Raw genomic sequence first — 17,893 nt, forward strand, 5'->3', positions numbered from 1 at the left:
TTCCTCTTTCAGAGTCAACCCTAATTTTCAGGATTTTTTCTCTGCGACCCCCGGATACTCTGTGAAGTTGTTCACATGTTCCGTGTCGATGGAGGCGCATTATAGGGAGTTCCTCGCAGGCCGCAACAGGTATTTTCAGCAAAAACGATCGTTCGCTGCATTCCACAGCAAAACCCCGCCTTATACCCACTTGCACACAGTGTTATCCACAGATGCGATTTGCACGGAAAATTTACGAGCGCCACGCAAACGTTTTCGCTACAATTCCCCGCGACGAAACGATCCCCCTTTTTATGGGGGCGTTACCTGAATATGTGCCTGACCCTCCCTTTATAAGGCAAAAAAACCTTCCTTATAGAGAGAACGAGGTGGACATTCACGTAACGCTCTTTAATTGCGACTCAAAGCCAAGGGATAAAACCATGCAACAACCTCGTCCAATCCGCCGGGCCCTGCTCAGCGTGTCTGACAAAGCCGGTATCGTTGAATTCGCCGAAGCGCTTTCCCAGCGCGGCGTTGAACTGCTCTCCACCGGCGGTACCGCCCGCCTGCTAGCAGACGCCGGTCTGCCCGTTACCGAAGTATCCGACTACACCGGCTTCCCGGAAATGATGGACGGACGAGTTAAGACCCTGCACCCGAAAGTTCACGGCGGTATCCTCGGCCGCCGCGGCCAGGACGACGCCGTCATGAATCAGCATGACATCAAGCCTATCGACATGGTGGTCGTCAATCTGTATCCGTTCGCCCAAACCGTGGCGCGCCCGGATTGCTCGCTGGAAGACGCGGTCGAGAATATCGATATCGGTGGCCCGACCATGGTGCGCTCCGCCGCCAAGAACCATAAAGACGTTGCCATCGTGGTGAAGAGCAGCGACTACGCCGCCATCATTACCGAGATGGACAACAACGACGGCTCGCTGCGCTATGCCACCCGCTTCGATCTCGCCATCAAGGCCTTCGAGCACACCGCCGCCTACGACAGCATGATCGCCAACTACTTCGGCACTCTGGTGCCGGCATACCATGGCGAGACCGAACAGCCGTCCGGCCGCTTCCCGCGTACCCTGAACCTCAACTACATCAAGAAGCAGGATATGCGCTACGGTGAGAACAGCCACCAGCAGGCCGCCTTCTATATAGAAGAAGAGGTAAAGGAAGCGTCCGTCGCGACCGCCGAGCAGCTGCAGGGCAAGGCGCTGTCTTATAACAACATCGCCGATACCGACGCCGCGCTGGAATGCGTGAAAGAGTTCGCCGAGCCGGCCTGCGTGATCGTCAAACACGCCAACCCTTGCGGCGTGGCGATCGGCGACGACATCCTGGCCGCCTACGAGCGCGCTTACCAAACCGACCCAACCTCCGCCTTTGGCGGCATCATCGCCTTTAACCGCGAGCTGGATGCCGCCACCGCGCAGGCGATCATCAGCCGCCAGTTCGTGGAAGTGATCATCGCGCCAAACGTCACCCAGGAAGCGCGCTCCCTGCTGGCCGCCAAGCAGAACGTGCGCGTGCTGGCCTGCGGCCAGTGGCAGCAACGCGTGGCGGGGCTGGACTTCAAGCGCGTCAACGGCGGCCTGCTGGTGCAGGATCGCGATCTGGGCATGGTGACCGCCGCCGATCTGCGTGTGGTATCCGAGCGCCAGCCGACCGAACAGGAACTGCGCGACGCGCTGTTCTGCTGGAAAGTGGCCAAGTTCGTAAAATCCAACGCCATCGTTTATGCACGTGACAACATGACCATCGGCATAGGCGCCGGCCAGATGAGCCGCGTTTACTCCGCCAAGATCGCCGGCATCAAAGCGGGCGATGAAGGGCTGGAAGTGAAAGGGTCTGCCATGGCCTCCGATGCCTTCTTCCCGTTCCGCGACGGCATCGATGCCGCGGCGGCGGTCGGCATTACCTGCGTGATCCAGCCGGGCGGCTCTATCCGCGACGACGAAGTGATCGCCGCCGCCAACGAACACGGCATCGCCATGATCTTTACCGACATGCGTCACTTCCGCCATTAATTCCTTTTGCCGCGTGCGCTCCGGCGCACGCCATTCGTGGAGCCCCTGATGAACATTTTGATTATCGGCAACGGCGGGCGCGAACACGCGCTGGCCTGGAAAGCCGCCCAGTCTCCGCTGGCGGACAAAGTCTACGTTGCGCCGGGCAATGCCGGCACCGCGCTAGAAGCCAATCTGGAAAACGTGGCGATCGCCGCCACCGACATCCCTGCTCTGGTCGCTTTCGCCCAGAGCCATGACATCGGTCTGACCATCGTCGGGCCGGAGGCGCCGCTGGTGATCGGCGTGGTCGACGCCTTCCAGGCCGCCGGCCTGAAAATCTTCGGCCCATCACAGGCCGCCGCGCAGCTCGAAGGCTCCAAAGCCTTCACCAAGGATTTCCTGGCGCGCCACCGTATCCCGACCGCCGAATATGAAAACTTCACCGAGGTGGAGCCGGCACTGGCCTATGTGCGCCGCAAAGGCGCACCGATCGTCATCAAGGCCGATGGCCTGGCGGCCGGTAAAGGCGTAATCGTCGCGATGACGCTGCAGGAAGCGGAAGAAGCCGTGCGTGACATGCTGGCCGGCAACGCCTTCGGCGACGCCGGTCATCGCATCGTGGTGGAAGAGTTCCTCGACGGCGAAGAAGCCAGCTTCATCGTGATGGTCGACGGCGAGAACGTGGTGCCGATGGCCACCAGCCAGGACCACAAACGCGTCGGCGACGGCGATACCGGCCCGAACACCGGCGGCATGGGGGCCTACTCCCCGGCGCCGGTCGTGACCGACGAAATCCACCGGCGCGCCATGGACCAGGTGATCTGGCCGACGGTGCGCGGCATGGCGGCGGAAGGCAACACCTACGTCGGCTTCCTGTACGCCGGCCTGATGATCGCCGCCGATGGCCAACCGAAAGTGATCGAGTTCAACTGTCGTTTTGGCGATCCCGAAACCCAGCCCATCATGCTGCGCCTGCGTTCCGATCTGGTGGAACTGTGCCTGGCGGGCGCGGAAGGCCGCCTGAACGAGAAAAGCTCCGACTGGGACGAACGCCCTGCGCTCGGCGTAGTGCTGGCGGCCGGCGGTTATCCGGGCGACTATCGCAACGGCGAAGTTATCCAGGGATTGCCGCAGCAGGAAAGCGCCGACGGTAAGGTCTTCCATGCCGGCACACGCCTGCAGGGCAATGACGTCGTCACCAGCGGCGGCCGCGTGCTGTGCATAACCGCGCTAGGCGACACCGTGGCGCAGGCGCAGCAACGTGCCTACCAGCTGGCCGAAGGCATTGAGTGGCCGGGCAGCTTCTGCCGCAAAGACATCGGTTATCGCGCGATTGCGCGCGGCAAGTGATTTGACCGTATAAGGTCATGACGAGAGGCTCCGCAGCGCGGGGCCTTTTTTATAGCTGGTCTTCTTTCGGTTCCCAGCTGCAGAAGTCGTCGTTCGCCACCAGCAGCAGTTCGCTGCCTTCGGGCGCTTCCAGCCAGGCAACGCTCACCGGCCGACTGCTGCTGCGGGCACGCTTCTCGATCCAGACTATGGAGGCGGCATCCAGCCCCGGTTTCATGCGTTGGCCGTCGCAGGTTTGCACCTCGCCCTGCATCCAATGCCCCTGCAGCAATTTCACCTTGCCGGCGCGCAGCGCATTGCTCACTTCGAGGATCCGCCGCGCCTGATATTGGTACAGGGCGATTTCATCGCGGGTCAGCGGTTCGCGGCGTGTCGCCAGCTGGCGCTGCATAAAGCTCACCGTGCCGTCGTCGGCAAAGCGCAGTTGAATAGAGTCGCGATCGCCATCGGCGTCGTTACGTTTGATTTGGCGCAGCACGTCGCCCTGATAGGTGTATAGCGTGGTGATGGTACCCGGACCGCGGTAAGGGCTGTAGACACTGACCAACACCTGCGGACGATGTTGCTCATCGTCTTTACGCCACAGGCGTATCACGCCCTGATCGGCCACAAAGCCGCTGGCGGTAAAGCTGGGAATATCGGAATGGGAACTGCAAGCGCTCAGGCCGACGGCGATGCCTACGGCCATGAGCGCCCGACGAGTAAACAAAAGGGGCGCCATCGCCCCTCTGTTTAATCTTTTCACCGAGGCGCGGTCTTATTTAACAGCGTCTTTCAGTGCTTTGCCAGAAACGAACGCAGGCACGTTGGCTGCTGCGATTTTGATTTCTTTGCCAGTCTGCGGGTTGCGGCCAGTGCGCTCGCTACGATGGTTTACTTTGAAAGTACCGAAGCCAACCAATTGTACTGCATCACCTTCTTTCAGAGACTCAGTAATAGCAGCCAGGGTGGATTCCAGAGCCAGTTTAGCTTGTGCTTTGGAAAGGTCAGCCTTGTCCGCGATTACATCAATCAGTTGAGTCTTGTTCATAAGTTATCCTTACAGTGTGTTTATCGTTTGCAAAGCATCGAGTGCGACGGATATGCCGATTGACAGCACTCTCCTGCATACACGCACCGATAGCCACTTTTTTTACGCCCCCCAAATGTAGACCAGACAGGGTGCGGATGTGAAGCCTTAAGGCATGACAAATCAGGCGTTAAATCACGTTTTGTTGCCTTATTGCGCTAAATTTATCCCGATGTTGCTGACACCCGCCTCTCGCAGGTCGGATCGCAGCCCCTTGATCAGGTCTATATCGCGCTCTTCACAGGCGTCCAACAGGCGGAAAATTTCCCATTGAATGTCCCATTCTTCCTCTACCGCAGGCAAACTTTCCAACTCTTCGTCGGTCATTTCCTTACCGGCTTGGGTCATTTCCAACATCGCCACGGTGCGAATCGATGTTTCGCTGATGGCGATGGCGTGCTCCAGCGTCTCCCCGCCGAGCCGCGAATGGATCAGTTCCCCTAATGCGATACAGGCATCAATTGCCGGGTAAACGCCGTAAAGATCGTAATCTTCCGCCGACGGAATCGCCTCTTCCAACTTCTCGAGCTGGCTGTCGAAGTTGACCTTGGCATCCTTCACTACCAGCGTTTCCCACACCAAATCCAGAATGCGGCGATAAACCGCCGGATCGCCGAACTCGGTCTGTTTGCAGAACATCTGGTAATTCGGGTACATACGCTCGCACAAACTGGCCATAAAGGTCAAATGTTGCCAGGCCTCGAGCCGTTCCAGGCGTAAATGAATCGGGTTACGTAGCATGCTTTACTCTCTTACGCGTTATCTGCGGCGCAGTGTACCCGAAATCGCTCATGGCGACACCTCCGGATGCTGCTGCAACCACCGCTGAAACGCCGGACGACGCGATGCGATGGCGTCGGCCCAGCGGGTCGGCTCCGGTAAACGGTAGCCCGCCATACAGCGTTGCACCCACGCCAGCGCGCTGTCGGCGCCCACGCGATGCCCGGTAGAGATGAACAGCGGGTTGCAACGCGCCTTGCTGCGCCACACCCAGCCCAGCTGTTCACCCTTATCTTCCAACGGCGCCAGCGCGCCGACGGCGGCGTCCAGCGGCGCAAATTTGCCGCACAGGCGCTTCTTGGCCACGCCGATGGTCGGCACATCGACCAGCAGACCGAAATGGCTGGCGACGCCGAGACGCCGCGGATGCGAAATGCCATGCCCATCGACGAAGATCAGCCCCGGTTTCTGCTGCAGCTGCCCCCAGGCGGCCAACAGCGCCGGATATTCGCGAAACGACAGGAAGCCCGGGATGTAGGGCATGACGGTGGCGATGCGCGCCACCTGATACTCCACCAGCTCCAGCGACGGATAGCGCAGGATGGCGATGGCGGCGCGTGTCACCGCCCCCTCTTGTTCGAAGCCCACGTCGGCACCGGCGATGAAGGCCGGCGGTTCGGCCGGCAGATCGTCGTAGCGAATGACTTCAGCCGCGCGCCGCAGCTGTTCGGCGCGCAGGGCCGCCATATCGGTCACATCGGATCCTTAACGGTGGTATTTCGCCGAGTGCGCGTGTACCGCCTCGACGAAGGCGCCGGCGTGCTCCGGCGGCACATCCTGATGGATGCCGTGGCCCAGGTTGAACACATGGCCGTTGCCGTGGCCGAAACCGGCCAGAATGGTCTCCACTTCTTCCGCGATGCGCGCCGGGGAGGCATACAGCATCGACGGATCCATATTGCCCTGCAGCGCCACTTTGTCGCCCACGCGCCGACGCGCGTCGGCGATGTCGGTGGTCCAATCCAGCCCCAGCGCATCGCAGCCGGTGGCGGCCATCGCCTCCAGCCACTGCCCGCCACCTTTGGTGAACAGCGTCACCGGCACGCGGCGACCGTCGTTTTCACGCAGCAGCCCGTCGACGATCTTGTGCATGTAGTGCAAAGAGAACTCGCGATAATCGCGCCCGGTCAGTACGCCGCCCCAGGTGTCGAACACCATCACCGACTGCGCGCCGGCTTTAATCTGGGCATTGAGGTACAGGATCACGCTGTCCGCCAGCTTGTCCAGCAACAGGTGCAGCGTAGCCGGTTCGGCATACATCATCTTCTTCAGCTTGGTGAAGGCTTTGCTGCTGCCGCCTTCGACCATATAAGTCGCCAGCGTCCACGGGCTGCCGGAGAAGCCGATCAGCGGCACTTCGCCCTTCAGCTCGCGGCGAATGGTGCGCACCGCGTTCATCACATAGCCCAACTCCACTTCCGGATCGAACACCGGCAGCTTGTCGACGTCGGCGCGGCAGGTCACAGGGGAGCTGAAACGCGGGCCTTCGCCGGCTTCAAAGTACAGGCCGAGCCCCATGGCGTCGGGAATGGTGAGAATGTCGGAGAACAGGATGGCGGCGTCCAGCGCATAGCGGCGCAGCGGCTGCAGCGTGACCTCGCAGGCCAGCTCCGCGTTCTTGCACAGCGACATGAAATCACCGGCCTGGGCGCGGGTCGCCTTGTACTCCGGTAAATAACGACCGGCCTGGCGCATCATCCATACGGGGGTCACATCCACCGGCTGGCGCAACAGCGCGCGCAGGTAGCGATCGTTCTTCAACTCAGTCATTTATGGGGCTCCCTTAATAATCTGCCGGCCATTGTACATTATTCTGCCCGGCACAGCGCCACGGTGTCCTCAATCAACCGGCGCGCCACCGTGCCGGGCGGCGGCAACAGCGGCAGCTGGTCGTAGCGATACCAACCGGCGTTGAGCAGCTCCTTGGGATCGTGGCGAATGTCACCCTGATGGTAATCGGCCATAAAGGCCATCATCAGCGAGTGTGGGAACGGCCACGGTTGTGAAGTGACGTAGCGCAGGTTCTTGATTTCAATATTGCTCTCTTCCATCACTTCGCGCGCCACCGCCTGCTCCAGCGTTTCGCCCACTTCGACGAAGCCGGCCAGCACCGTGTGGATGCCACCACGATGGCGCACGTGTTGCGCCAGCAGGATCTGATCGTCACGCCGAATGGCGACGATCACGCAGGGTGCAATCTGCGGGTAGTACCGCTCTTTGCAGTGGCCGCACAGACAGGCGCTTTCGGTGCGGCTGAGGTGCATTTCATGGCCGCAATAGCCGCAGTAGCGATGAGAGCGGTAGAAATCCGCCAGCTGCACGCCGCGCCCGGCAAGCTGGAACAGACCGCGATCCTGATCCAACAGCTGACGCACCGATCCCATCTCCCGCGGCATCGCCTGGCGCACCAGCCAAACCGGCGCGCCCTCCCATTCACCGATGGTGCGCGCCATGTGGCCCTGCAGCCCGAGAGCGGCGGCCGTCCCCGACGGCAATTCACCGTTCGGTAACCAAAGTTTGCTTTCATGGCTGACGATCCACCAGCCGTTTTCATTGCCCGTTAATGCAAGTTCCATATCGTTGTTGCACAACCTCAGCTTCACTGGCACTCTACAAATCGGCTTTGTTACATTTTAATAACTTACCGGTTACTTTTATTACTTACACGGAGTCAAACATGCTCAACCGTTTGGAAAGGCTGACTCAGCGCGTTGGCGGTAGTAATGAATTAGTTGATCAATGGCTTCAGGCCCGCAAACAGTTGCTGGTTGCCTACTGCACGCTGGTAGGCCTCAAACCGAATAAAGAAAAGCATACGCCGCTGAATGAAAAAGCGCTGGAGAACTTTTGCCACAACCTGGTGGATTACCTCTCCGCAGGGCATTTTCATATCTATGACAGAATTATCAAACAAGTGGAAGGCGCAGCCAGTCCGAAAATGTCGCTGGCGGTGAACATCTACCCCAAGCTGTGGGCCAATACCGAACAGATCATGGCGTTCCACGATCGCTATACCGAAGTGGATATCGATCAGGAGGTTTGTCTGGAATTCCACCAGGCCCTGTCGGATATCGGCGAAACGCTGGCGGCGCGCTTTGCGCTGGAAGATAAGCTGATCCAGCTGGAAGCGGAGGCCGCGCAGCAACCGCTGCCGGACCAGGCGCTGGATCCCGCGCGTTAAAATTTTATAGTTTTTTTTCTTATCCCTCCTATACTGGGGGGCATCTTGTCGGAGTGCCTAGCGCCTGATTTGTTCATCGAATCAGCCAGGCTGAGACCGTTAATTCGGGATCCGCGGAACCTGATCGGGTTAATACCCGCGAAGGGAACAAGAGTAATCTATCGCCACAGGCACGGCCTTCCCCTTGCGGGCGCCCTGCCTTATCGGCCACCATCATTACTCCCTCCGAGCTCCAGACAAGCAACTTTCCCAACCCAACACACTGGTAGGAACTTGCTATGTCTAACGTTAATCCACCGCGCGCCCGTAAAGCGCAACGCGAAGCCGCCCAGCAGTTTATCGACACCCTGCAAGGCATGGCTTTCCCGAACTCACGCCGCATCTATCTCCAGGGCTCGCGCAGCGATATCCAGGTGCCGATGCGCGAAATTCAGCTCAGCCCGACCCTGCTCGGCGGCAGCAAAGACAACCCACAGTATGAACCCAACGAGGCGATCCCGGTGTATGACACCGCCGGCCCCTACGGCGATCCGCAGGCCGAGCTCGACGTGCACGCCGGCCTGGCCAAGCTGCGCGCCGGCTGGATCGACGCGCGCGGCGATACCGCCACCCTAAGCGGCGCCAGTTCCGGCTTTACCCAACAGCGGCTGGCGGACGAAGGGCTGGATCACCTGCGCTTCGAACATCTGCCGCTGCCGCGCAGGGCGCTGCCGGGCAAGTGCGTGACCCAGCTGCACTATGCCCGCGCCGGTATCGTCACCCCAGAGATGGAGTTCATCGCCATCCGTGAAAACATGGGGCGCGAGCGCATTCGCGGCGAGGTTCTGCGCCACCAGCATCCGGGCCAAAGCTGGGGCGCCAACCTGCCGGACAACATCACGCCGGAGTTCGTGCGTCAGGAAGTGGCCGCCGGCCGCGCCATCATTCCCGCCAACATCAACCATCCGGAGGCGGAGCCGATGATCATCGGCCGCAATTTCCTGGTGAAGGTGAACGCCAATATCGGCAACTCGGCGGTCACGTCGTCGATCGAAGAAGAGGTGGAGAAGCTGGTGTGGTCCACCCGCTGGGGCGCGGACACCGTGATGGATCTCTCTACCGGCCGCTATATTCACGAAACCCGCGAGTGGATCCTGCGCAACAGCCCGGTGCCCATCGGCACCGTGCCGATCTACCAGGCGCTGGAGAAGGTCAACGGCGTGGCGGAAAACCTCACCTGGGCGATGTTCCGCGATACGCTGCTGGAACAGGCGGAGCAAGGGGTCGACTACTTCACCATCCACGCCGGCGTGCTGCTGCGCTACGTGCCGATGACCGCCAAACGCCTGACCGGCATCGTGTCGCGCGGTGGCTCAATCATGGCCAAATGGTGTCTGTCGCACCATCAGGAAAACTTCCTCTATCAGCATTTCCGTGAAATCTGCGAGATCTGCGCCGCCTACGACGTTTCGCTGTCGCTCGGCGACGGCCTGCGCCCCGGCTCGATTCAGGACGCCAACGACGAAGCCCAGTTCGCCGAGCTGCATACGCTGGGCGAACTGACCAAAATCGCCTGGGAATACGACGTGCAGGTGATGATCGAAGGGCCGGGCCACGTGCCGATGCAGATGATCCGCCGCAACATGACCGAAGAACTGGAACACTGCCACGAAGCGCCGTTCTACACCCTCGGCCCGCTGACCACCGATATCGCCCCGGGCTATGACCATTTCACCTCCGGCATCGGCGCGGCAATGATCGGCTGGTTCGGCTGCGCCATGCTGTGTTACGTCACGCCGAAAGAGCACCTCGGCCTGCCGAACAAAGAAGACGTCAAGCAGGGCCTGATCACCTACAAGATCGCCGCTCACGCCGCCGATCTGGCCAAAGGCCATCCGGGCGCGCAGATCCGCGATAACGCCATGTCCAAGGCACGTTTCGAATTCCGCTGGGAAGATCAGTTCAATCTGGCGCTCGATCCGGCCACCGCGCGCGCCTATCACGACGAAACCCTGCCGCAGGAATCCGGCAAGGTCGCCCACTTCTGCTCGATGTGCGGGCCGAAATTCTGCTCGATGAAGATTTCGCAGGAGGTGCGCGACTACGCCGCCGCCCAGGAGGCCGCCAAGCCGATCGAAGTGCAGCTGACCGGCATGGAGAAAATGTCCGCCGAGTTCCGCGCCCGCGGCAGCGAGCTGTATCACAGCGCCGGCACCCTACAAGAGGAGACAAGCAATGACTGATATCACGACCCCCTTCCCGGCTACGCCCCACAAACTGGGGCTTTACCCGGTCGTCGACAGCGTGGAATGGATCGCTCGTCTGCTGGAGGCCGGCGTCACCACGATCCAGCTGCGCATCAAGGATCTGCCGGATGAGCAGGTCGAAGAGGATATCGCTGCCGCCATCGCACTGGGCCAGCGTTATCAAGCGCGGCTGTTCATCAACGACTATTGGCGGCTGGCGATCAAGCACGGCGCCTACGGCGTACATCTGGGCCAGGAAGATCTCGATACCACCGATCTGGCGGCCATTCACCGCGCCGGGCTGCGGCTGGGCGTGTCCACCCATGACGACGCGGAGCTGGCGCGCGCGCTGGCGGTGAAACCGTCCTACATCGCGTTGGGGCACATCTTCCCCACCCAAACCAAAGACATGCCTTCGGCGCCGCAGGGGCTGACGGAGTTGAAACGCCACATCGCCGGCCTGGCGGATTACCCGACGGTGGCGATCGGCGGGATCAGCATCGATCGCGTACCGGCGGTGCTGGCGTGCGGCGTCGGCAGCGTGGCGGTGGTCAGCGCCATCACCCAGGCGCCGGACTGGCGTGCGGCGACGGCCGAGCTGCTGCGGCTGATCGAAGGCGAGGGCCCGAACGATGCTTAACGATCAGGAATTCCTGCGTTACAGCCGCCAGCTGTTGCTGGAGGACGTCGGCCCGGAGGGCCAGGAGAGGCTCAAGCGCGCCACGGTGCTGATCGTCGGTTTGGGCGGGCTTGGTTCCCCGGCTTCGCTGTATCTGGCCGCCGCCGGCGTCGGCACGCTGCTGTTGGCCGACGACGACCAGCTGCACATCACCAACCTGCAGCGGCAGATCCTCTACCGCAGCGCCGATACCGCCACCGGCAAGGCGGCGCTGGCGCAACGCCATCTGCAGGCGCTGAACCCGTTGGTGGAATCCATCCCGCTGGCGCAGCGGCTGCAGGGGCAAGCGCTGCGCGACGCGGTCGCCCGCGCCGATCTGGTGCTGGACTGCTGCGACAATATGGCGACCCGTCATGAGGTCAATGCCGCCTGCATCGCCGCCGCCAAGCCGCTGATCAGCGGCAGCGCGGTCGGTTTCAGTGGCCAGCTGCTGGTGCTCGAGCCGCCCTATGCGCACGGCTGCTACGCCTGCCTGTACCCGGATCAGGAAGAGCCGCAGCGCAACTGCCGCACCGCCGGGGTGCTCGGCCCGGTGGTGGGCGTGATCGGTACTCTGCAAGCGCTGGAGGCCATCAAAATGTTGGCCGGCATGCCTTCCTCCCTCAGCGGTAAACTGCGGCTGTTCGACGGCAAGCAGCAGAGCTGGAGCACGCTGCAACTGAGCCAGGCCCGCGCCTGCCCGGTATGCGGAGGCGCGGCATGAAGATCCGTCTGAACGACCAACCGCTGGAGCTGGCGCAGCCGCTCAGCGTCGCCGCCCTGCTGACCCAGTTGGAACGCCACCAGCCGGGCACCGCGCTGGCGATCAATCAAACCATCATCCCGCGCGCCGACTGGGCCGACCATCAGGTGCAGGACGGTGACGACATTTTGCTGTTTCAAGCGATCGCCGGAGGCTGACATGCTGAAAATCGCCGATACCACTTTTACCTCGCGCCTATTCACCGGCACCGGCAAGTTCGCCACCCCGGCGTTAATGCTGGAGGCGCTGGCGGCCTCCGCCTCACAGCTGGTGACCATGGCCATGAAGCGCGTCGATCTGCGCGGCGGCAACGACGCCATTTTGGCGCCGCTGCAGCAGTTGGGCGCCCGGCTGCTGCCCAACACCTCCGGCGCCAAAACCGCCGCCGAAGCGGTGTTCGCCGCCCGGCTGGCGCGTGAAGCGCTCGGCACCCACTGGGTGAAGCTGGAGATCCATCCCGATGTGAAATACCTGCTGCCGGATCCGATAGAAACGCTTAAGGCGGCGGAAACGCTGGTGAAAGACGGTTTTGTGGTGCTGCCCTACTGCGGCGCCGATCCGGTGCTGTGCAAACGGCTGGAAGAGGTGGGTTGCGCGGCGGTGATGCCGCTCGGCGCCCCTATCGGCTCCAACCGCGGTCTGCGCACCCGTGACTTCCTCGAGATCATCATCGAGCAGGCCAAGGTGCCGGTGGTGGTCGACGCCGGCATCGGCGCGCCGAGCCACGCGCTGGAAGCGATGGAACTGGGCGCCGACGCGGTGCTGGTGAATACCGCCATCGCCGTGGCGCGCGACCCAGTGCAAATGGCGCGGGCGTTTCGCCTGGCGCTGGAGGCCGGCGAGCTGGCGCGCAGCGCTGGATTGGGCGCTAGCCAGCGCAGTGCAGCCGCCTCCAGCCCGCTGACCGCCTTCCTCAGCCAGCCAGAGGAGGCACAGTGATGGGCGACGATTTCAGTAGCCGCTGGCAACAGCTGGATTGGGACGACATTACGCTGCGCATCAACGGCAAAACCGCACGCGACGTGGAACGCGCGTTGAACGCCGACAAGCTGACGCGCGACGACTTTATGGCGCTGATCTCCCCCGCCGCCGCGCCGTATCTGGAACCGCTGGCGCAGCGCGCGCAGCAGCTGACCCGTCAGCGCTTCGGCAACGTCGTCAGCTTCTATGTGCCGCTGTACCTCTCTAACCTGTGTGCCAACGACTGCACCTATTGCGGCTTTTCGATGAGCAACCGCATCAAGCGCAAAACGCTCGATGCGGCGGAGATCGCACGCGAGTGCGAAGCCATCAAGGCGCTGGGGTTCGAACACCTGTTGCTGGTCACCGGCGAGCATCAGACCAAGGTCGGCATGGACTATTTCCGTCAGCACATTCCGGCGATCCGCCGCCACTTCAGCTCGCTGATGATGGAAGTGCAGCCGCTGGCGCAGGACGAGTACGCCGAACTGAAAACGCTGGGCCTGGACGGCGTGCTGGTCTATCAGGAAACCTACCATCCTGCCACCTATCTGCAGCACCATGTGCGCGGCCAGAAGCAGGATTTCCATTGGCGTCTGGCCACGCCGGATCGCCTGGGGCGCGCCGGGATCGACAAGATCGGCCTCGGCGCGTTGATCGGCCTGTCCAACAGTTGGCGCACCGACTGCTACCTGCTGGCGGAACATCTGTTCTACCTGCAGCAAACTTACTGGCAGAGCCGCTACTCGATCTCGTTCCCGCGTCTGCGCCCCTGCGCCGGCGGCATTGAGCCGGCGTCGATCATGAGCGAGCCTCAGCTGGTGCAGCTGATCTGCGCCTTCCGGCTGTTCGCGCCGGACGTTGAGCTGTCGCTGTCTACGCGTGAGTCGCCGTACTTCCGCGATCATATGATCCCGGTGGCGATCAACAGCGTCAGCGCCGGATCCAAGACGCAGCCCGGCGGCTATGCCGACGACGTACCGCCGGAATTGGAACAGTTCGAGCCGCACGACGGCCGCACGCCGCAGCAGGTCGCCGAGGCCATCAGCAATGCCGGGCTGCAGCCGGTGTGGAAAGACTGGGACGATTATCTGGGACGCAGCGCGCAATAAGCGGCAACGTTTACCGCCGCGTGAAGAAAATGCTGGAACGGCCGCGCAATGCCGAACGGTGGCGCTGGCGCCGGCAGGCCCGCCGGCTATAGTGACCTTGCCGACCGCCAAACCCGGCGCCGGCCGGGGCCGTCTCCCTCTCGATGGCCCCGCCTTATCCCATCCCGGATCGCGCCGGAGATTCTCTTGCGCGACACCGGGCCCTCGTCCGCGGCAACGCGCATATGGCGTATCGCGGCCTGTAAGGGCGTACGGACAGGTTGTCTTGTCGGCTAAAGGACTGTGGCCTAGCGGTGCTCGGCACTCACTCAGCGGTGAGACTCATAGGACGCTGTTGCGGCAGAAAAGTGGGGAAAGAGGAAAAAAGAAGGTACAGGACGAAGAGAGGTTCGAGTCGTCATCCCCGGTGCTGCCAATGGCCCTGGTGTTGGCCGCGGATCTTTTTGCCGCCTGCTCCCTGCTTACGGACAAGAGCAGGCGGTTTATTTTGTGAGACTGGCACCCCCCCAGGACGCGAATCACACAGTATGTGCGCTAATTAACCACATAAACGGTTAAATGTGAATGTCTTTTGAGTGTTTTTTTATTTAGTATCGAGTGTGTTCTGAGTTTGCCAAGGAAAATCAAACTGATATCGCCGCAAGCTCCGGGGCATCATCTATAATCCAGCACGGGTTCTTGCGCAGGTTTTTCAGCGCTTGCGGTCAACATCAAAAAAGCCAAGGTTGTCATGAAGAAAACGCCCAATTACATCGATGCAATCAGCGCGTTGCTCACTCTGAAAGGAGTTGGCGACAGAAAGCATGCCTCCACGATGGCCAACATACTGAACCTTCAGTACAACAGCGCCAAACAGAAACTGGATGGCAAAAGAGGTATCACCCTCGATGAAGTCAAAAAGGTTTTCCAGTACTTCAACGAGCCCTTTGCCGGCCAAAGGACGCATAACGGCGTCTTTATCATGAACAGCATTCACAAGCGCTGCAACATAGAGGTCGACGAGTGCCCGGTCACGCAAGCGGACAGCGACGAAACCTACGCCTACAAAAAAGACGATCTTTTCATCATCAGCACCAATCGGGAACATGCCGCCGGTGCGCCGCTGTACAAAGTCAACAAGATAGACTTTCTGCCGGCCCCGCGTATCGCGATCCTGGATAATGACGGCGATATTCTCGAACTGTTGAAGAAGATCGCCAGCCGATACGGCATCGAGACTGAGACCTTTCAGACGGCGGACGCCATGCTGGCCGCGCTGGAACAGCAGTCCTTTGAGGCGTTTATTCTGGACTGGCTGTTGGACTTCGGCGAGACCTCCGAACGCGTCGTGAAAAAAATTAAAGACGTTCTCGATCCGCACGCCCGCATTATTATTCTGACCGGCCAGCTGAATCACTACGAGAAAAACATCGGCGATATGATCCTGCACTATGACGTGCACCTGGTGGAAAAACCGACCAAGCCGCTGATTATCTCCTCGCTGCTGCTGTCGAACCTATTCTTTAATTAGTTTGACCGGGATGCGGATCAAAAACGATGAGCCCACTCCTTCGACGGATTTGGCTTTAATGGTGCCTTTCATCGTCGTGACGTAATTTTTGATAATGGTCAGCCCCAGCCCCAACCCCTGCCGCGTTTCCCTTTCCACCCCCTGATTGAATGCCTTATATAACCGATCCAGGTTATCGACGTTAAACCCGATGCCGGTATCTTTCACCCGCAAATACAGATTGCCGTGGCACAGCTTCACATTGAGGGTAACCACGCCCCGGTGGGTAAATTTGTCCGCGTTGCTGAGCAGGTTGGCCAATATTCGGTAGAGCTTGTATTTATCAGAACCAATCAGGCCGGCATAAGACGAACGGTGAATCACGAGGCGATTGCCGCGCCCGGCGCCGATGCCGGTTACGGCATCGTCCACCACCTCATTCAACCGGAAGGTGGAAATATTGATTTTAACTTCTCCCATCTCAAGCCGAGAATAATCCATCACCTCGCGCGTTTGTTCGGCGATCTTATTACCGTGATAGGAGATCAGGCGGGCTTCCTTTTTCAACTCTTCCTGCGCCAGCTCGTGTTCCATGATATCTGCGGCAATGACGATGGCCTGGGTCGAGCCGGCGATCTCGTGGTAGATGGAAGAAATGAAGATGTTCTTGTTCTTGATGATCTCTTTCAACGAGAAGGCATTCCTCAGCACCAGAAACATCATCAGGAACACCAAAATCAGCGAAAAGATGGCGAACATCTCGGCTTTACTCGAGTTGTCCTGAATGATGCCTTTCACTTCGGTAAAGTTTTTAATCTGTATCCGATAAATAATTTCCTGGATATCGACCAGCGTACCCTCGATATCATCCATATAAGAGAGAATGTCCGCCTTGTTTTTTTGCCCCACCAGCAAGCCGGCGGAGAGATCGTCCAACGTGCGGTACTGCTGCTTCAGCAGCGCAACATTCTTGATGAACTCGTCGTCGTAATAAAAAGAGTCGCTGAAGGTCGAACGGCTCTCCAGGATCTGAATCTTCGAGTAGAAGATTTTCTTTTTGATCTGGAAGGCGTCGTAGTCGTTGTTTTCACTGAGCAGCAGCGCGGTTTTGGTCCTTTCAAACGCCAGAAAAAGGATCTCGGCCACCGAGTAGTTGTCCAGATTGGGCTCGATTTGCTTATAGCGCTCTTTTACGCCGCCGAAGTTAATGGCAATCAACAAAATCAATAAGGAGAAGATGGCAACCAACGCGATAAGAGTACCGATCAGTTTTTTGCTCATCTTATTTCAGCTCCAGCCGTTTAACTTGCCAGACGGTTTTCGCATTCACATCCAGGTTATTCAGCTCGGCGTAGCCATCGCGCGGATAAATAATGGCGAACGGCCCCAGCTCCCCAACGTCGATCGGCTTGCCACCGCGCTGATAGGCGACGATCACGCGGTATTTAATCATCTCGTCAATCGGCATCGAGTAGGAGTAATCGTCCCAGGCGAAAGCGCGCACCGACTGACCTTTCAGGTGATAGGCTTCCACCAGCTCGGCAAACTCAACGCCGGTGAACGTATCTTCCGGGGTGAAATTGGTCGAGGTTTTAATCGTGTGCGCCGGCATCGCCTCCAGCATCTGCCGGGTTATCTTGATCTTCTCGCCGTCGAGCGGTTTCAGGTAAAAATAGTCAACGGCCGCATACAGCGGTGCGCTGAACAGTGAAAGCAGCAGTAACGTCATCAATCCTTTGATTGTCATTATTCACCCTCTTTACGTTTCACCAGTTCGGCCTGGCCGAACTCATCCTGCCCGACCACGACCCAGCCGTGATGTTGATAAAAGCCTTCGGCTTTGGAGCCAGGATCGGTGGTTAAGTGGATCGCTTCGGCGCCGTGCTCAAACATCCAGTGAGTGACCCGGGCCAGCAAGGCGGAGCCGATCCCCTTCGACTGGTATTCCGGCTTCACGAACAGACCGCCGATCAGCGGTTCAGGGATGAATAGCCCGAAGCCAACGCCGGCATAGTCGTCGCCATGCTTGCAGATCCAGCCGCCGCCCTGGTTGATGTCCTCCAGCGCCTGTTTACGCTGCAGGTACTGGATCTGATGCGGGTGCAGCAGGTTTTCTTCAACGGAAAAGCGGATCTCATACAGGTAAGGCAGGTGTTGCGCCGTCAATTTTTCGAAGGTAATGAGGCTGTCCATGTTCGCACTGTCCTTGGTTGTCTGGTAAAAAGCGCCGGTCAATTTCTGCTGTAACCATAGTAGCAAAGTTTGCTCTGCCCCGGCATGAGGCGAAAAAAAACCGCCCCCGAGGGAGCGGT

The 17,893-nt window shown here is 59.9% G+C and carries 19 protein-coding genes and 1 riboswitch; of the genes, 10 read left to right on the top strand and 9 right to left on the bottom strand.

What is annotated here, in order from left to right; genetic code table 11:
• The first annotated feature begins 422 nt into the window (after positions 1-422).
• Both purH and purD read left to right on the top strand, forming a co-directional pair.
• The gene (gene purH, locus QOL81_RS24415; protein ID WP_087762900.1) at positions 423-2,012 is read left to right on the top strand and encodes a bifunctional phosphoribosylaminoimidazolecarboxamide formyltransferase/IMP cyclohydrolase; all 1,590 of its coding nucleotides are present in this window, start codon (positions 423-425) and stop codon (positions 2,010-2,012) included.
• A 48-nt stretch (positions 2,013-2,060) separates the two neighbouring features.
• A complete protein-coding gene (gene purD / locus QOL81_RS24420) occupies positions 2,061-3,344 on the top strand; it encodes a phosphoribosylamine--glycine ligase (protein ID WP_197659201.1) in 1,284 nt (427 codons plus the stop codon).
• Between the two features lie 49 nt (positions 3,345-3,393).
• On the opposite strand, the gene QOL81_RS24425 is transcribed toward purD, so the two are convergent.
• From QOL81_RS24425 to nudC, 6 genes are all read right to left on the bottom strand, one after another.
• Positions 3,394-4,065 carry a DUF1481 domain-containing protein gene (locus tag QOL81_RS24425; protein WP_084826978.1) on the bottom strand — a complete coding sequence of 224 codons (672 nt, stop codon included), beginning with the start codon at positions 4,063-4,065 and terminating at the stop codon, positions 3,394-3,396.
• A gap of 36 nt (positions 4,066-4,101) precedes the next feature.
• Positions 4,102-4,374: a nucleoid-associated protein HU-alpha gene (gene hupA / locus QOL81_RS24430; RefSeq protein ID WP_004929874.1), complete on the bottom strand. Its 273-nt coding sequence runs from the start codon at positions 4,372-4,374 to the stop codon at positions 4,102-4,104.
• Positions 4,375-4,563: 189 nt separating this feature from the next.
• Positions 4,564-5,154: a YjaG family protein gene (locus tag QOL81_RS24435; protein ID WP_025160203.1), complete on the bottom strand. Its 591-nt coding sequence runs from the start codon at positions 5,152-5,154 to the stop codon at positions 4,564-4,566.
• Positions 5,155-5,202: 48 nt separating this feature from the next.
• On the bottom strand, positions 5,203-5,889 hold the full coding sequence (gene nfi, locus QOL81_RS24440) for a deoxyribonuclease V (protein ID WP_038872943.1): 687 nt from the start codon (positions 5,887-5,889) through the stop codon (positions 5,203-5,205).
• 9 nt (positions 5,890-5,898) lie between these two features.
• Positions 5,899-6,963, bottom strand: coding sequence for a uroporphyrinogen decarboxylase (gene hemE, locus QOL81_RS24445; protein ID WP_033636735.1), 1,065 nt, complete (start codon positions 6,961-6,963; stop codon positions 5,899-5,901).
• 38 nt (positions 6,964-7,001) lie between these two features.
• Positions 7,002-7,769: an NAD(+) diphosphatase gene (nudC, locus tag QOL81_RS24450; RefSeq protein WP_048233728.1), complete on the bottom strand. Its 768-nt coding sequence runs from the start codon at positions 7,767-7,769 to the stop codon at positions 7,002-7,004.
• 101 nt (positions 7,770-7,870) lie between these two features.
• On the opposite strand from nudC, the gene QOL81_RS24455 reads away from it, so the two are divergent.
• The 8 genes from QOL81_RS24455 to QOL81_RS24495 all read left to right on the top strand — a co-directional run bounded on the left by QOL81_RS24455 (position 7,871) and on the right by QOL81_RS24495 (position 15,602).
• Positions 7,871-8,374, top strand: coding sequence for an Rsd/AlgQ family anti-sigma factor (locus QOL81_RS24455; protein ID WP_048232444.1), 504 nt, complete (start codon positions 7,871-7,873; stop codon positions 8,372-8,374).
• Positions 8,375-8,413: 39 nt separating this feature from the next.
• Positions 8,414-8,538, top strand: a riboswitch (TPP riboswitch).
• A gap of 114 nt (positions 8,539-8,652) precedes the next feature.
• Positions 8,653-10,596, top strand: coding sequence for a phosphomethylpyrimidine synthase ThiC (thiC, locus tag QOL81_RS24460; protein ID WP_049273208.1), 1,944 nt, complete (start codon positions 8,653-8,655; stop codon positions 10,594-10,596).
• Positions 10,589-11,239: a thiamine phosphate synthase gene (gene thiE, locus QOL81_RS24465; protein WP_060425346.1), complete on the top strand. Its 651-nt coding sequence runs from the start codon at positions 10,589-10,591 to the stop codon at positions 11,237-11,239. The genes thiC and thiE overlap by 8 nt, the downstream gene beginning before the upstream one ends.
• Positions 11,232-11,981: a HesA/MoeB/ThiF family protein gene (locus QOL81_RS24470; RefSeq protein WP_049202137.1), complete on the top strand. Its 750-nt coding sequence runs from the start codon at positions 11,232-11,234 to the stop codon at positions 11,979-11,981. The genes thiE and QOL81_RS24470 overlap by 8 nt, the downstream gene beginning before the upstream one ends.
• The gene (gene thiS, locus QOL81_RS24475) at positions 11,978-12,178 is read left to right on the top strand and encodes a sulfur carrier protein ThiS (RefSeq protein ID WP_016929423.1); all 201 of its coding nucleotides are present in this window, start codon (positions 11,978-11,980) and stop codon (positions 12,176-12,178) included. Before QOL81_RS24470 ends, thiS begins: the two co-directional genes overlap by 4 nt.
• A gap of 1 nt (position 12,179) precedes the next feature.
• Positions 12,180-12,959 (top strand): thiazole synthase, encoded by a 780-nt coding sequence (locus QOL81_RS24480; RefSeq protein WP_060425348.1) that lies wholly within the window; start codon positions 12,180-12,182, stop codon positions 12,957-12,959.
• Positions 12,959-14,092: a 2-iminoacetate synthase ThiH gene (thiH, locus tag QOL81_RS24485; RefSeq protein WP_060441481.1), complete on the top strand. Its 1,134-nt coding sequence runs from the start codon at positions 12,959-12,961 to the stop codon at positions 14,090-14,092. The genes QOL81_RS24480 and thiH overlap by 1 nt, the downstream gene beginning before the upstream one ends.
• A gap of 814 nt (positions 14,093-14,906) precedes the next feature.
• On the top strand, positions 14,907-15,602 hold the full coding sequence (locus tag QOL81_RS24495; RefSeq protein WP_060425352.1) for a helix-turn-helix domain-containing protein: 696 nt from the start codon (positions 14,907-14,909) through the stop codon (positions 15,600-15,602).
• On the opposite strand, the gene QOL81_RS24500 is transcribed toward QOL81_RS24495, so the two are convergent.
• Genes QOL81_RS24500 through QOL81_RS24510 form a run of 3 tightly spaced genes read right to left on the bottom strand, consistent with a single transcriptional unit; the run spans position 15,588 to position 17,774 of the window.
• Positions 15,588-16,862, bottom strand: a complete 1,275-nt coding sequence (locus QOL81_RS24500; RefSeq protein ID WP_187321921.1) for a sensor histidine kinase — start codon at positions 16,860-16,862, stop codon at positions 15,588-15,590. The two genes, QOL81_RS24495 and QOL81_RS24500, sit on opposite strands and share 15 nt — an antisense overlap.
• Before the next feature lies 1 nt (position 16,863).
• Entirely contained in the window at positions 16,864-17,328 is a 465-nt protein-coding gene (locus tag QOL81_RS24505; RefSeq protein WP_060425357.1) for a putative pterin-binding protein, read from the bottom strand.
• Positions 17,328-17,774 carry a GNAT family N-acetyltransferase gene (locus QOL81_RS24510; protein ID WP_060425359.1) on the bottom strand — a complete coding sequence of 149 codons (447 nt, stop codon included), beginning with the start codon at positions 17,772-17,774 and terminating at the stop codon, positions 17,328-17,330. The genes QOL81_RS24505 and QOL81_RS24510 overlap by 1 nt, the downstream gene beginning before the upstream one ends.
• Between the last annotated feature and the right edge of the window lie 119 nt (positions 17,775-17,893).

This window comes from Serratia sp. CC22-02, assembly GCF_900182895.1.
In the GTDB taxonomy this organism is placed as follows: domain Bacteria; phylum Pseudomonadota; class Gammaproteobacteria; order Enterobacterales; family Enterobacteriaceae; genus Serratia; species Serratia nevei.